General features: G+C 71.3%; 13 protein-coding genes. 7 read left to right on the top strand and 6 right to left on the bottom strand.

What is annotated here, in order from left to right; genetic code table 11:
- Nucleotides 1-187: 187 nt before the first annotated feature.
- A complete protein-coding gene (locus PGN25_10295; GenBank protein ID MEH3117958.1) occupies nucleotides 188-1,024 on the top strand; it encodes a 3'(2'),5'-bisphosphate nucleotidase CysQ in 837 nt (278 codons plus the stop codon).
- Nucleotides 1,025-1,056: 32 nt separating this feature from the next.
- On the opposite strand, the gene PGN25_10290 is transcribed toward PGN25_10295, so the two are convergent.
- Complete coding sequence (locus PGN25_10290; GenBank protein ID MEH3117957.1) at nucleotides 1,057-1,284, bottom strand: AsnC family transcriptional regulator; 228 nt, start codon at nucleotides 1,282-1,284, stop codon at nucleotides 1,057-1,059.
- A gap of 178 nt (nucleotides 1,285-1,462) precedes the next feature.
- Nucleotides 1,463-1,672, bottom strand: coding sequence for a cold-shock protein (locus PGN25_10285; protein MEH3117956.1), 210 nt, complete (start codon nucleotides 1,670-1,672; stop codon nucleotides 1,463-1,465).
- Nucleotides 1,673-2,004: 332 nt separating this feature from the next.
- Between PGN25_10285 and PGN25_10280 the strand changes: the two genes are divergently transcribed.
- On the top strand, nucleotides 2,005-2,394 hold the full coding sequence (locus PGN25_10280) for a hypothetical protein (protein ID MEH3117955.1): 390 nt from the start codon (nucleotides 2,005-2,007) through the stop codon (nucleotides 2,392-2,394).
- Between the two features lie 594 nt (nucleotides 2,395-2,988).
- Here the strand turns inward: PGN25_10280 and PGN25_10275 are convergent.
- Nucleotides 2,989-3,210: a hypothetical protein gene (locus tag PGN25_10275; protein ID MEH3117954.1), complete on the bottom strand. Its 222-nt coding sequence runs from the start codon at nucleotides 3,208-3,210 to the stop codon at nucleotides 2,989-2,991.
- A gap of 172 nt (nucleotides 3,211-3,382) precedes the next feature.
- Between PGN25_10275 and PGN25_10270 the strand changes: the two genes are divergently transcribed.
- Nucleotides 3,383-3,961, top strand: coding sequence for a type 1 glutamine amidotransferase (locus PGN25_10270; protein ID MEH3117953.1), 579 nt, complete (start codon nucleotides 3,383-3,385; stop codon nucleotides 3,959-3,961).
- 186 nt (nucleotides 3,962-4,147) lie between these two features.
- Here PGN25_10270 and PGN25_10265 read toward each other — a convergent pair whose 3' ends face one another.
- Nucleotides 4,148-4,453 carry a hypothetical protein gene (locus tag PGN25_10265; protein ID MEH3117952.1) on the bottom strand — a complete coding sequence of 102 codons (306 nt, stop codon included), beginning with the start codon at nucleotides 4,451-4,453 and terminating at the stop codon, nucleotides 4,148-4,150.
- 129 nt (nucleotides 4,454-4,582) lie between these two features.
- Nucleotides 4,583-5,608: a TerC family protein gene (locus tag PGN25_10260; GenBank protein ID MEH3117951.1), complete on the bottom strand. Its 1,026-nt coding sequence runs from the start codon at nucleotides 5,606-5,608 to the stop codon at nucleotides 4,583-4,585.
- Nucleotides 5,609-5,957: 349 nt separating this feature from the next.
- Between PGN25_10260 and PGN25_10255 the strand changes: the two genes are divergently transcribed.
- On the top strand, nucleotides 5,958-7,181 hold the full coding sequence (locus tag PGN25_10255; protein MEH3117950.1) for a TIGR03862 family flavoprotein: 1,224 nt from the start codon (nucleotides 5,958-5,960) through the stop codon (nucleotides 7,179-7,181).
- Nucleotides 7,182-7,250: 69 nt separating this feature from the next.
- Here PGN25_10255 and PGN25_10250 read toward each other — a convergent pair whose 3' ends face one another.
- Nucleotides 7,251-8,039: a collagen-like protein gene (locus tag PGN25_10250; protein ID MEH3117949.1), complete on the bottom strand. Its 789-nt coding sequence runs from the start codon at nucleotides 8,037-8,039 to the stop codon at nucleotides 7,251-7,253.
- Between the two features lie 422 nt (nucleotides 8,040-8,461).
- Here PGN25_10250 and PGN25_10245 point away from each other — a divergent pair, with 422 nt between their 5' ends.
- The 3 genes from PGN25_10245 (at nucleotide 8,462) to PGN25_10235 (ending at nucleotide 12,403) form a co-directional block, all read left to right on the top strand.
- Nucleotides 8,462-8,926, top strand: coding sequence for a hypothetical protein (locus PGN25_10245; GenBank protein ID MEH3117948.1), 465 nt, complete (start codon nucleotides 8,462-8,464; stop codon nucleotides 8,924-8,926).
- Between the two features lie 234 nt (nucleotides 8,927-9,160).
- On the top strand, nucleotides 9,161-10,693 hold the full coding sequence (locus PGN25_10240; GenBank protein MEH3117947.1) for a malonyl-CoA synthase: 1,533 nt from the start codon (nucleotides 9,161-9,163) through the stop codon (nucleotides 10,691-10,693).
- A gap of 243 nt (nucleotides 10,694-10,936) precedes the next feature.
- Complete coding sequence (locus PGN25_10235; GenBank protein ID MEH3117946.1) at nucleotides 10,937-12,403, top strand: PAS domain S-box protein; 1,467 nt, start codon at nucleotides 10,937-10,939, stop codon at nucleotides 12,401-12,403.
- Nucleotides 12,404-12,482: the final 79 nt, after the last annotated feature.

Raw genomic sequence — 12,482 nt, 5'->3', positions numbered from 1 at the left:
AACCGTTCGAACGTCGTGGATTTGCGCGCGGCACCGGCGCGACGGACCGGCCGCGGCGGCGGTTCGCGCATCGCTGCATTCCGAAATCCGGTGGCCACTTTTCGGATCGATGCACTAGAACGGAGGGGCGTCGGCAGCGTCCATGCGGCACGAGGCCGGTTTCGCGAGAGCGGCGCCCACCGGATCCATGACCCAGACAAGACCCTCTTTCGCGGCGCTGCGGCCCGTCCTGCACGACGCGATGCGGGAGGCCGCCGCCCTCGCGCTGCCCTTCTTCCGGAAGGGTGCGCAGACGAGCGCGCGGGTCTGGTCGAAGGCCGGCGGCTCGCCGGTCACCGAGGCCGACGTCGCCGTCGACACCTTCCTCAAGGTCCGCCTGTCGCAGATCGAGCCGCGGGCGGCCTGGCTCTCGGAGGAGACCAGCGACGATCCGGTGCGGCTCGGCCACGACCTCGTCTGGATCGTCGATCCGATCGACGGCACCCGCGCCTTCCTGTCCGGGCATCCGGACTGGTCGATCGCGGTGGCGCTGCTGCGCGAGGGGGAGCCGGTGCTCGGCTCGGTCTTCGCCCCGGCGATCGGAGATTTCTACGAGGCGGTCGTGGGGGAGGGAGCCACGCTCGACGGCGCGGCGATCCGCGCCTCGTCGCAGGACGGGCTCGAAGCGGCCCGCATCACCGGCCCGAAGCCGATGCAGGACCGGCTCCTGAACGGCGCGGCCCGGCTCGGGCCGCGGCCCTCGGTCACGGTCGTCGAGCGGGTGCCCTCGCTGGCCCTGAGGCTGGCGCGGGTGGCGGAAGGACGGATCGACCTCGGCCTCGTCTCGCGGGATGCGCGGGATTGGGATCTGGCCGCCGCCGACCTGATCGTGCGCGAGGCGGGCGGCGGCGTGTGCAGCCTCGACGGCGGGCCGGCGGTCTACAACCGCCCGGAGCCGCGCCATGGCGAGTTGATCGCCGCGCCCCTGTCGCTGCGCGAGACGGCGCTGGCGGCACTGGCGGCCAAGGCATCGATCGAGACGTAGAAGCCCCGCGCCAGGGGTGCGGGGCCGGTCGGTCAGGCCGCTTCCTTCAGCCGCACGGCGGCGGGCGCGAGGCCCAGGCGGTCGGCGAGATGCCAGCGCAGCTCGCGCGGCGAGTGGTACTCGTAGGAAGGGTCGATGAGGTGGCTGAGGTCGGCGCGGGCGTTGCGCCCCTGCGTATCGACCAGACTGTCCACCCGGAAGGTCGCCGCGTCGGTCACGGGCGATACGGCGCTCTGGTGGCGCCGGAACTCGAACGTCATTGTCGTTTCTTCTTTCTCGCCGGATCCCGCGCCATTCTTTCGGCGTGGCCGACGTCGTTTCTGGTTGTTGTGGCGGCGCCCGCCGCCGGATTCCGATGGAGGAATCCTGTGCCGGTGGGTGCCGCTTCATCGTCGGGGAACGTGGCTGGGCCGGTTCTGGTCCGGCCCAAGGACGAGATCAGACCGCCTGCAGGTTCCCGGCCGCGTCCTTGCCGCTGCGCTTGTCGGTCAGAACCTCGTAGGAAATCTTCTGGCCCTCGACCAGGTTGCGCAGGCCGGCCCGCTCGACGGCGGAGATGTGGACGAACACGTCCTTGCCGCCGTTATCCGGCTGGATGAAGCCGTAGCCCTTGGTCTCGTTGAACCACTTAACAGTTCCAGTATCCACGAATAGTTCCTTCGTTCTTTCCACACCAAGCGCAAGCGTCTGCTCGAAGCGAGCACGTGGCAGCGTCCGCCGATTTTGCGGGATGACGGGCGATCATGGGATGGATCGAAGCCGTTCGCTTCGCCGCGCCCGTCGGAACCGTATGTAGGCCGCCGATGCGGCCTTAACAAGGCAGGCCGGGACGATCGTGGCGATCGCCCGCGCCCGGAAGGCGGCGCCGGGTCGTGGGGACCGCCTCCGCCACCCTGTGACAAAGCGCGGGGCCGGTGCATATATGATCGCCAATCCAGGCGGTTACGCACCGCCCTCAAGGCAGTGCAGTCAGGCGATTCATGGCGGGCATCTCGGTTTCCCTCGAAGGCGCGAACATCCAGCTCTCGTTCCAGAAGGACGACCAGTCCACGGCGGTGGTCATGGATGCCCGCGCCGCACGCGCCCTGGTGCGTGCCGTCGGCCAGCTCCTCACCGCCATCGATGACGACGGCGGGGTCGACCTGCCCGACGAGACCGGCGACGAGGACGTCGCCATGCTCGACGTGACCTCCTCGGCCATCGAGGTCGGCACCGACGAGCAGGGTCAGGCGGTGGTGGCGCTCCAGGCCGGCGCGCTGCCGCCGTTCCAGCTTCGCCTGACCGACGAGGAGGCCCGCCACGTGGCCGCGAGCCTCAGCGAGATCCTGGCCGCGCCGCGGGACGTGCGCGCCTCCCACGGCGGCCATTGAGCCGCCTCAGACCTTCCGATCGATCGCTTCGGGTTTGGCCGCCCTCCGTCCTCGCGAGCGGCCGCGAAGCGATCCAGGGCGCGGGCATGTCCGGAAAGGGCGCGCCCTGGATGGCCACGGCTTCGCCTCGCAAGGACGCAGGACAGGCCGAAGTCATCGACCGGAGGGCGTATCGGTTGCCGCCGGCTGCGCGGACCCTGGCGAATGAAACCACGGCGGGCACATACGTGACGCCGTGCTCGCTCAGATAGCGAATTTCTATTTGGACCTCCGGCCTGCCGCGGCGGCGCCGGCTGCGCTCCGCGCTCGGCAGGGCCTCCGGCACCAGGGTGACGGCGACCGGGTTCGGCGTGTGGTCCATGGCCGCACCGGCATGGGCGTCGCCGGACAGAACCGGCTCGTCGTGGGGGCGACGGCCGCTCCCGGCGGCTCGGACGACGTTGCCGAGGCGGCTCCGCCTCGACACGAGCGTGCACGCGCGGACATGGCGGGCGGGCACGGCGGGAGGAACCCGCGATGCCGGAGGCTCGTGCCGCAAATGTACCATGCGTCGTGGCCCCGCCCGTGATCGGGCGGGGCTGCGGTCGGGCTGGATCAGAGCCGGATGCCGGGATCGGTCGGCCCGCCGGGCAGGTAGTCCGGCTCGGAGCCGGGGCCCTTCGGATCGTCGATGTCCGGTTCGTCGACGGGATAGGGCGAGCGCGGACCGGTCGGGCCGATATCCGGCCGATCGTCGGGCTGGGGCGGCGGGGGAAGATCGCCGGGGATCCGGCCGCCGGGCGTCGGATCGGGGATCGGGATGCCGGGATTGGCCATGGACCATCTCCAGTCTGGTTCGAGGGGATGGCGGTCCAACACGTCCCTCTCGGTCCGGTTCCGTTCTTCTTCCGTCTCGCCGGAACCTGGGTGCGGCGCTGTGACGTCGGCAGGAACCCCAGCCCGGTCGATCCGTTGGCACGGCAATTCCCGAACATGACGGAGCGAAGGCATGCCCGATATCCGCGAGGCCAGGATCCTCATCGTCGCCACCGACGGCTTCGAGGAAAGCGAACTGACGGTGCCGCAGGCGAAGCTGAAGGAGGCCGGCGCCACGGTGAGCGTGGCGAGCCCGCAATCCCGCCGGTCCGAGGGCACGATCCGCGGCTGGGACAAGACCGATTGGGGCAGGGACGTGCCGGTCGATCTCGACCTGGAAAGCGTGAACCCGTCCGATTACGACGCGCTGGTGCTGCCCGGCGGCCAGATCAACCCGGACAAGCTGCGGCTGGAGCCGAAGGCGCTCGAAGTCGTGCGCAGCTTCGTCACCTCCGGCAAGGTCGTGGCCGCGATCTGCCACGGGCCGTGGCTGCTGATCGAGGCCGGCGCGGTCAAGGGCCGCACGCTGACCTCGTTCGCCTCGATCAGGACCGACGTGATCAACGCGGGCGGTGACTGGCAGGACGAGGCCGTCGTCACCGACGGCGGCATCGTCACCAGCCGCAACCCCGGCGACCTCGACGCCTTCTGCGCCAAGATCGTCGAGGAGGTGAAGGAAGGCCGCCACGAGCCGCGCCAGCTCGCCGCCTGATTTTTTCTAGAGCATCGTCCCGAAAGGTGGCTGCCGGCTTGTCTGAAAAGACGATGCAAAATCAAAAACCGAGAGCCTCGTCCTGGATCCGATATCCAGGACGAGGCTCTCGCTTCGAACGAAAGGGGCCGCCGGCTTTCGGGCTCGGCGGCCTCGTCGTGTCCGGCCGTGATTCGGGGCTTGAACTCAGCGCCTGGCGACCGCCTTCTGCAGCTTCGGCCGGTCCGTGGCCGCGCCGGCCATCAGCTTGGCGAGGTGCTGCTGGTCGAGGCCGCCGCCAAGGCTTGCCGGCATCGCGGCCCCCGCCTCCGGCGCCAGCCGCTCGGCCTTGCGTGCGGCGATGGAGCCGGTGGTGACCGGATCGGCCAGCGCCGCCACCGGCAGGGCTGGGGCCGCCGGCTCGCGCTGGATGCGCATCGCCCAATGGGCGGCGGTGGAGAGGACGGCGATGGCCAGGATCGCCTTGATGCCGCCGGTCAGGAAACGCCGCATGGTCGGGCCCGAAAACGCAAGGAACGCGGCCGGTTCCCCGGCCTGCCCCCAGGATCGCGCAAGATCGTGAACGAACCCTCCCGGCCCGATCGAGCGGACCGTGCCGGATCGGGAGAGCCGCCCGGCGCGTCAGGTCCGCTGCGCGATCTCCTCGCGGCGCTTCTCCAGCGGCGTCTCCGCCGCGCCGCGGGTGCGCCACAGGCTGTAGACGATGCCGAGGGTGAGCAGGACCAGGGTGACGACGAGCGAGACCCACGGCGGCAGGTGGACGAGTTCCAGCGTGTCGGCGACGACGATCTTGGCGCCGATGAACAGCAGGATGAAGGCGAGCGCCGTCTTCAGGTAGGCGAAGCGGTCCACCATCGCGGCGAGCGCGAAGTAGAGCGCGCGAAGGCCGAGGATGGCGAAGATGTTCGACGTGTAGACGATGAACGGGTCGGTGGTGATGGCGAAGATCGCCGGCACGCTGTCGACGGCGAAGATCACGTCCGCGATGTTGACCAGCACCAGCGCGACGGCGAGCGGCGTCAGCCAGCGCACGGGCTTGCCCGTCTTCGGGTCGGGCCTGCGCACGATGAAGTGCTGCCCTTCCGGCTTCTCGGTGACCCGCACCCACGTCTTGAGGAGGCGCAAGGAGGCGCTGTTCCGGATGTCGTGCTCGCCCTCGTCCTTCGAGACGAGCATCTTGATGCCGACATAGACCAGGAACGCGGCGAACACCGAGAGCACCCAGTGCGCTTGGCTCACCAGGGCCGAGCCGAGCCCGATCATCAGGCCGCGCAGCAGCACGGCGGCGAGGATGCCCCAGACCAGCACCCGGTGCTGGGCCGCCCGCGGCACGCCGAGCGAGGTCAGGATCACCGCGATCACGAAGACGTTGTCCATCGACAGCGACTTCTCGATCACGAGGCCGGTCACGTATTCCTGGGCCGGGTCGGGCCCGAGCATCCACCAGATCCAGCCGCCGAAGACGAGGCCGAGGGTGAAGTAGAAGGCGGTGAGGAGAAGGCTCTCCTTCACCCCGATCTCGTGGTTCTCGTCCCGGTGCAGCAGGCCGAGATCGAAGGCGAGCAGGGCGGCCACCAGGGCGTGGAAGCCGAGCCACATCCACACGGGCTTGCCGAGCCACTCGTGGGTGAGAATGTCCATCATCATGGCGGGGACCGGATGCTTCGCTTTGGGAGAGCATCGGCTCCGACATCGCGGAAGCGTCTGCCGTGTCCCTCACGCGCGGGCCGCCGCGGATGCGGACGGGGATGGGCTCCCCGACGAGTCCGGGAGCGTCGTGACCGACACGGGTGCGCGTTCCGCCAGAGGGGCCCGCAGCCGATGCCGCGCAGTTAGAGGGAGGATCGCGTCGAATCAAGGGCAGCGCGATCGCCATCCCGGCCGGTCGCTCGGGAAGCGAACGCTCGCCCTTCCGGCATCGAAGGGGGCGCGGCCCGTCGCTCCGAGGGGTCGTACCGCTTGACAGGAAGCGCGTCTCCGGGCCCTCCGGCACGTCATGGATGCGGATCGGGATCACGGGATCGTCATCGTCGGCGGCGGGCCGGCGGGGCTCGCCGCGGCGGAGGTGCTGGCCGGGGCGGGACGCGCCGTCACGGTCTGCGAGCGCATGCCGTCGGTCGGCCGCAAGCTGCTCATCGCCGGGCGCGGCGGGCTCAACCTCACCCATTCCGAGCCGCTGCCGGCGTTTCTGCGACGCTATCACCCGGCCGATCCGCGCCTGCTGGCGGCGGTCGAGGCCTATCCGCCGGAGGCCTTGCGGGCGTGGTGCGAGGGGCTCGGCCAGACGACTTTCGTCGGATCGAGCGGGCGGGTGTTTCCCGAAAGCTTCAAGGCCTCGCCGCTGCTCAGGGCCTGGCTCGCCCGGCTCCATGCGGCGGGCGTGGCGATCCGCACCCGGCATCGGCTGGTCGGGCTGGGGGAGGGCGTGCTGACGTTCGAGGCGCCGGACGGGGCGCTCACCGTCCGTCCGGAAGCGACGCTGCTGGCGCTCGGCGGCGCGAGCTGGCCGCGGCTCGGGTCGGACGGAGCCTGGGTGCCGCTCCTGTCGGGGCAGGGCGTCGCGGTCACGCCGCTGAAGCCCGCCAATGTCGGCTTCCGCGTGGCGTGGTCGGCGCATTTCTCGGAGCGCTTCGCCGGCGCGCCGCTCAAGCGCCTCGCCGCGCGGATCGGCGGCGCGAGCGCCCGCGGCGAGGCGGTGGCGACGGCCGACGGCATCGAGGGCGGGGTGATCTACACGCTCTCGCGCCCGATCCGCGAGGCGGTCGAGCGCGACGGCGGCGCCGAACTCGTCCTCGATCTGCGCCCGGATCTCGACGCGGACGCGCTCGCCGCCCGGCTCGCCCGGAGCCGGCCCGGCGAGAGCTTTTCCACACGCCTGCGCAAGGCGGCGGGCCTGAGCCCGGCCGCGGCCGGCCTGCTGCGCGAGGCGCACGCCAACGCCCTGCCGGGCGATGCGCAAGGCTTGGCGGCGGCGATCAAGGGGGCGCCCCTGCGGCTGCACGCGCCGGCCCCGATCGCGCGGGCGATCTCGACGGCCGGCGGCGTCGCCTTCGACGGACTCGACGGCCGCTTCATGCTGCGGGCGCGGCCCGGCACCTTCGTGGCCGGCGAAATGCTCGATTGGGAGGCGCCGACCGGCGGCTACCTGCTCCAGGCCTCCTTCGCCGTCGGCCGGGCCGCGGCGATGGGCATGATGGGGTGGCTCGACGGGAAGGGCTGACGCCGGTGCGATCCGTGCCCGGTCGTGTCGCGATCAGGCACGGCTCCCGGCTCCTGCCGTGACGCGCTTTCAGGGCCGGGCGCAGATCCCGACCATGCCTCCGCTGCCCGCGGGGCAGGTGGCCTTGTCTTCCGAGTCGAGGGTCGCCGCACCGCCCGTGCGGCAGGTGGCCGAGGCCAGCACCTCGCCCGATTCGCAGGAGAGGGTGCAGCTCGTCTCGGAGCAGGATTGCGACCGCACCACCCGGAACGGGACGGTGCTCGCCGCGGCCGTCTCGCCCTTCGGCCCGGGCGCACCCGGTGCCCCGGCATCGCCCTTGGCCCCCTGTTCGCCCTTGGGCCCCTGCTCGCCCTCGGGGCCCCGATCGCCCTTCGGCCCCGGTGCACCGGCGGGGCCGGGTGGCCCCTGAAGACCCGCCGTGCCCTGCGGTCCGGCGGGGCCGGTCTCGCCCGCCTTGCCGGCCGGCCCCTCCGGCGCGCAGTTGGCGACCACGGCCTCCCGCTCGTCCTCGCCGGCCTTGATCACCGCGACGCAGGTCGCGGGCCGGTAGGGCAGGCGGAACTCGAAGCGTCCGCGCCGGTCGGACAGGACGGAGATGTCGTCGTCGAGGATCACGGTCACGCCGCTCCGGCGAACACCGCCGGTGATGCGCAGGTCGCCGCCCTCGATGCGCGCGTCCCAGACCTGGATCGGCTGGGCCGGCTGGCTCGGCGCCTTCGTCCGGCTGCGGGCAAGGGGTTGCCGGGGGGCGGATGCCTCGCCCTGGGCCGGCTGCTGCGCCGCGGCCGGTGCGGCGAGCGCGAGGCCCGTCGCGATCAGGATCGTCCACGACGCAGACGCGGCGCGCTCGGCTGCCATTCTCGCTCCTCCCGTTCAATCCCGCCGTTCGTCCCGCGTGTCTGCCGGCGCGACGGGCCGGTTTGCCGCCGCCCGCCGGCCGGGGTCAACCCTGGCCGTTCGTCCACATTCTTCCCCAACGGATATCCACAGCCCAAGCCGTTGCCGCGTCGAGACCTTCGTGAAGCGATCCACAGGAGCGGGCGTCGCTTCCCCGCCGCGCCCGGCGGAGAAAGCGCACGCCAGAGCCGGAGCGATGCCTTAATACCAACCGGCGATGATCCCGACTCATCGTCGGTGGCCCGCGCGAAGGCGCGGCGGCGGGCGTCCGCCGGACGCAGGGAAGCCGGCCATCGGTCGGATTCCATGCAGCTTGGTATAAGAAGGCCGGCCAAAGCTCCCGCCCTGTCGTCCGCTCCGACCCAGAAAGCCCACCGGCCGCGATGCTTCGCCCGCTTCTCCCCGCCCTTCTCGCCGCCCTGCTCCTGTCGGCGCCCGTCTGGTCGACACCCGCACGGGCCGACGCGTGCGACGCGCTCGCCGCCCGCATCGCCGGGGCGACGGGGGCGAAGAAGGCCGGGCGCCGGGTCGGCCCGAGCATCGACGTCCGGGCCGCGAGCGGCGTCCGGCTCGACCTCACCTGCCGCGCCCAGCCGATCGTGCAGGCGGCCTCGAGCGACCCGACGCCGTCGGCCGAGTATTTTCGCGAGCTGACGGTCGCGGCCGAGCTCGTGGTCGGCGAGCCGGCGCAGACCGTGCAGCCGATCCTGATGCGGGCCTACCGGACGGCGCTGCGCGAGGGCCGCAAATCCTTCATCCAGCAGAGCGGCTGGTCGGCGAGCTGCTACACCGACAGCGCGGGAGCCCTGCGCACCCTCTGCTCGGTCGGGCGCATTCCGACGCAGTGATACCAAGCGGCGGGGAAGCCGACCGATGGTCGTCTTCCCCGCATCCGGCGGACGCCCGCCGCCGCGCCTTCGCGCGGGCGACCGGCGATGCGTCGGGATCATCGCCGGTTGGTATGAAGTCTTCCGACGGGGACTTGCGCCGTCGCCGCGCGTGTTCGCGCTTGAACGAAGCGCGCGCCCGCGCCAATGCGGGAGCTAAGGATCCGCCGAAGGACCGTGGCAAGGAAACGCGAGATGGCCGACCCGTCCGTCAACCACCTGTTCGACCTCGTGCGCCGCCATCTCCCGGCCGAGCCCGGCGCCAAGGTCTTCATCGAGACGCCGGACGGCACCCGCTACACCTACGCCGACCTGCTGGCCCGTTCGGGCGCCTATGCGAGCGCGCTCCGGGGTCTCGGGGTGAAGCCCGGCGACCGGGTCGCGGTGCAGGTCGAGAAGAGCGCCGAGGTGATCTTCCTCTATCTCGGCGCGGTGCGGGCGGGCGCGGTCTTCCTGCCGCTCAACACCGCCTATACCGGGCCGGAGATCGCCTACTTCCTCGGCGATGCCGAGCCGGCCCTGTTCGTGTGCGATCCGGCCCGCGCGGCCGACCTTTCGGCGGTCGCGGCCCAGGCCGGCGTGCCGCAGGTGCGCACCCTCGACGGCGCCGGGCATGGCAGCATCGCCCGGGCCGCCGATGCGGGAAGCCCCGACTTCGCCGACGTGCCCTGCGGCGCGGACGATCTCGCCGCGATCCTCTACACCTCGGGCACGACCGGGCGCTCGAAGGGCGCCATGCTGAGCCACGACAACCTCGCCTCCAACGCCCTCGTCCTGGCGCAGTACTGGCACTTCACGGACCGGGACGTGCTGATCCACGCCCTGCCGGTGTTCCACACCCACGGTCTGTTCGTGGCCACCAACGTCGTGCTGGCCACCGGCGGCACGATGCTGTTCCTCCCCCGGTTGGACGCCAAGAAAATCCTGGAGCTGATGCCGCGGGCGACCGCGATGATGGGGGTGCCGACCTTCTACACGCGGCTCCTCAAGGAGCCGGGTCTGACCCGGGAGGCGGCGGCGCCCATGCGCCTGTTCGTCTCCGGCTCGGCGCCGCTGCTCGCCGAGACGCACCGAGACTGGTCGGAGCGCACCGGCCACGCCATCCTCGAACGCTACGGCATGACCGAGACCAACATGAACACCTCGAACCCCTACGAGGGGCGGCGGCGGGCCGGCACGGTCGGCTTCCCGCTGCCGGGGGTCGCCCTGCGCGTGGTCGAGCCCGAGACCGGGGCGCCGCTGGGCCCCGAGGAGGTCGGGATGATCGAGGTGAAGGGCCCGAACGTGTTCAAGGGCTACTGGCGCATGCCGGAGAAGACCGCCGCCGAGCTGAAGGCGGACGGCTTCTTCGTCACCGGCGATCTCGGCAAGGTCGACCGCGACGGTTACGTCCACATCGTCGGCCGCGGCAAGGATCTCATCATCACGGGGGGCTACAACGTCTACCCGAAGGAGATCGAGACCGAGATCGACGCGCTGCCGGGGGTGGTCGAATCCGCGGTGATCGGCCTCGCCCATCCCGATTTCGGCGAGGGCGTCACCGCGGTGGTGGTGCCCGGCGAGGGAGCGCCCGACGAGGCGGCCATCCTCGCGGCGCTGGAAGGGCGGCTTGCCAAGTACAAGTGTCCGAAGCGCGTGGTGTTCGCGCCGGAATTGCCGCGCAACGCCATGGGCAAGGTGCAGAAGAATCTTTTGCGCGAGACCCATGCCGAGCTCTACCGCGGCTGACGATCACGGCGCGCGCCGCTGACGACCATCGTTCTCCCGCCGACGGTGCCGGCATGACGGATCGCCCGAAGCGAAGACCCGAGCTGCGCCGGGCGCTGGCGCTCTCAAGCCTGTGATGCGATGCTTCGCGGCAGGAATGTTAAGAGCCTGCCCGTGCTCCGGGGGCCAACCGTGCCGGCGACGTGGATGCCGCCGCGGGTCCGCGGTGGGTGCCTCGTACAAACCGCGGAGAGTCGTTCGAACGTGACCAGCCGTATCGAGCAGGACCGGATCGATGCCGAGCTGGTCCGCGTCTCCGACAGCTCCGATCCGTTCGCCGCCGCCGTCAAGGCGACGCGGATGCCGATGCTCATCACCGACCCGCACCGGCCCGACAACCCGATCGTCTTCGTCAATCAGGCCTTCATCAAGCTCACCGGCTACGGCCGCGAGGAGATCCTGGGACGCAACTGCCGCTTCCTGCAGGGACCGGAGACGGACGCGCGCGACGTCGCCCGCATCCGTGACGCGATCGAGCGGCGGGTGCCGGTCGAGATCGAGCTGCTCAACCACAAGAAGAGCGGCGAGGTGTTCTTGAACCGCCTGCTGATCTCGCCGGTCTTCGACGACGAGGGGCAGCTCACCTACTTCTTCGCCTCGCAGTTCGACGTGACCCTGGAGCGCGACCGGTTGGTGCGGCTCCAGCGCGACCGCGACGCCCTGGAGCAGGAGGTCGAGCGGCGCAACGACGACCTCACCCGCAGCGAGCACCGCCTCGAATTCATGCTCGCCGCCGGCCGCCTCGGCGCCTGGAGCCTCGACCTCGCCGAGCGCCGGCTCGTCGCCTCGGACCTGTGCAAGCAGAACTTCGGCCGCCCGCTCGGCGAGCCCTTCGTCTACGACGACCTCGTCGAGGCGGTGGTGCCGGAGGATCGCGCGCGGATGCAGGCGGCGATGCAGGCGGCGATCGACCGCCGCTCCGATTACGACGTCGAGCATCGCGTCTCGGCGCCCTGCGGCGAGGTGCGCTGGGTGCAACTGCGCGGCCGGGCCTACTACCGGGCCGACGGGGCGCCGCTCTCCATGGCCGGCATCTCGCTGGACGTGACCGACCGCAAGCGCGCCGACGAGCAGCGCGCCCTGCTCGCCGCCGAGATGAAGCACCGGGTCAAGAACTCGATCGCCACGGTCCAGTCGATCGCCCACCAGACCCTGCGCAACGCCGGTTCGCTCGACGACGCGCGCCGGACCCTCGATGCGCGCCTCAATTCGCTGGCGAACGCCCACGACATCCTGACCTCGGAGACGACCGCCGGCGCCACCCTCGCCGAGGCGGTGGAGAGCGCGCTCGCGCCGTTCCGCGTCAGCCCGCGCAACCGCATCCGGGCCGGCGGGCCGGAGGTGCGCCTCACCGCCCGTGTGACGCTCGCCGTGGTGATGGCGCTGCACGAACTCGCCACCAACGCGGTGAAGTACGGCGGCCTCTCCAACGAGTCCGGCCGGGTGATCCTGAACTGGGAGATCGACGGTGCGGCGCCGCGACGGCTGCTGATGCGCTGGGAGGAGCTCGACGGGCCGCCGGTCGAGAAGCCGTCGCGCGTCGGCTTCGGCACGCGGATGATCGAGCGGGTGCTGGCCGCGGAATTCGGCGGCGAGGCCCGGATCGACTACCGGCCCCGCGGCCTCGTCCTCACCGTCGAGGCGCCGCTGCCGGAGCGCGAGGTCGGCTGATTTTTGTCGTCGTTCCGCGTCAACCGCGATCGCGAGTGACGGCGTTGGAGGTCGTGCGAACCGGTCACCGTCGCGATCC

The sequence above is a fragment of the Methylorubrum populi genome (assembly GCA_036946625.1).
In the GTDB taxonomy this organism is placed as follows: Bacteria; Pseudomonadota; Alphaproteobacteria; order Rhizobiales; family Beijerinckiaceae; genus Methylobacterium; species Methylobacterium populi_C.
The sequence above is the reverse complement of the archived record's forward strand: the minus strand, read 5'-3'. Positions and strand labels throughout refer to the sequence as shown.

Bases quoted from the DNA above. Each gene is read 5' to 3' on its own strand.
- PGN25_10295 (MEH3117958.1), top strand. From the start codon at position 188: ATGACCCAGACAAGACCCTCTTTCGCGGCGCTGCGGCCCGTCCTGCAC.
- PGN25_10290 (MEH3117957.1), bottom strand. From the start codon at position 1,284: ATGACGTTCGAGTTCCGGCGCCACCAGAGCGCCGTATCGCCCGTGACC.
- PGN25_10280 (MEH3117955.1), top strand. From the start codon at position 2,005: ATGGCGGGCATCTCGGTTTCCCTCGAAGGCGCGAACATCCAGCTCTCG.
- PGN25_10275 (MEH3117954.1), bottom strand. From the start codon at position 3,210: ATGGCCAATCCCGGCATCCCGATCCCCGATCCGACGCCCGGCGGCCGG.
- PGN25_10270 (MEH3117953.1), top strand. From the start codon at position 3,383: ATGCCCGATATCCGCGAGGCCAGGATCCTCATCGTCGCCACCGACGGC.
- PGN25_10265 (MEH3117952.1), bottom strand. From the start codon at position 4,453: ATGCGGCGTTTCCTGACCGGCGGCATCAAGGCGATCCTGGCCATCGCC.
- PGN25_10260 (MEH3117951.1), bottom strand. From the start codon at position 5,608: ATGATGATGGACATTCTCACCCACGAGTGGCTCGGCAAGCCCGTGTGG.
- PGN25_10255 (MEH3117950.1), top strand. From the start codon at position 5,958: ATGGATGCGGATCGGGATCACGGGATCGTCATCGTCGGCGGCGGGCCG.
- PGN25_10250 (MEH3117949.1), bottom strand. From the start codon at position 8,039: ATGGCAGCCGAGCGCGCCGCGTCTGCGTCGTGGACGATCCTGATCGCG.
- PGN25_10245 (MEH3117948.1), top strand. From the start codon at position 8,462: ATGCTTCGCCCGCTTCTCCCCGCCCTTCTCGCCGCCCTGCTCCTGTCG.
- PGN25_10240 (MEH3117947.1), top strand. From the start codon at position 9,161: ATGGCCGACCCGTCCGTCAACCACCTGTTCGACCTCGTGCGCCGCCAT.